Origin of the sequence: Salmonella sp. SAL4457 (genome assembly GCF_046548235.1) — a bacterium.
GTDB classification, from domain to species: Bacteria; Pseudomonadota; Gammaproteobacteria; order Enterobacterales; family Enterobacteriaceae; genus Salmonella; species Salmonella enterica.
The window spans coordinates 1-327 of record NZ_JBGDZO010000214.1 but is presented as its reverse complement, the minus strand read 5'-3'; the positions used below and the strand labels follow the sequence as shown (position 1 = coordinate 327).

General features: G+C 61.5%; 1 protein-coding gene. It reads right to left on the bottom strand.

The window, feature by feature from the left end; translation table 11 throughout:
- On the bottom strand, window positions 1-327 hold a 327-nt coding region (locus tag ACLJNW_RS23970), incomplete at both ends, for an MBG domain-containing protein (RefSeq protein WP_410961189.1).

Here is a 327-nt window from a genome sequence, read left to right as displayed (position 1 = left end):
GGTAGGTCAGTGCCGGATCGGCATCGCCATAGACCTTGGTCTTGGCATCGGCGATCACATTGAGCAGTGCCTTGGTGATGGTCAGGTTATTGCCCTGGTAGTTCAGGGTGTAATTGCTGCTGACCAGGCCCAGTCCACCCTGGTTGATGCCGTACACGCCGACGTTCTCGCCAGCCACGCGGCTCAGGCTGCCGCCGTTGAGCACGGCACCGGCGGTATCGCCGCGCTTGAGACCGGAGACCTGGTAGGTCAGCGCCGGATCCAGGTCGCCGTAGACCTTGGTCTTGGCATCGGCGATCACATTGAGCAGTGCCTTGGTGATGGTCA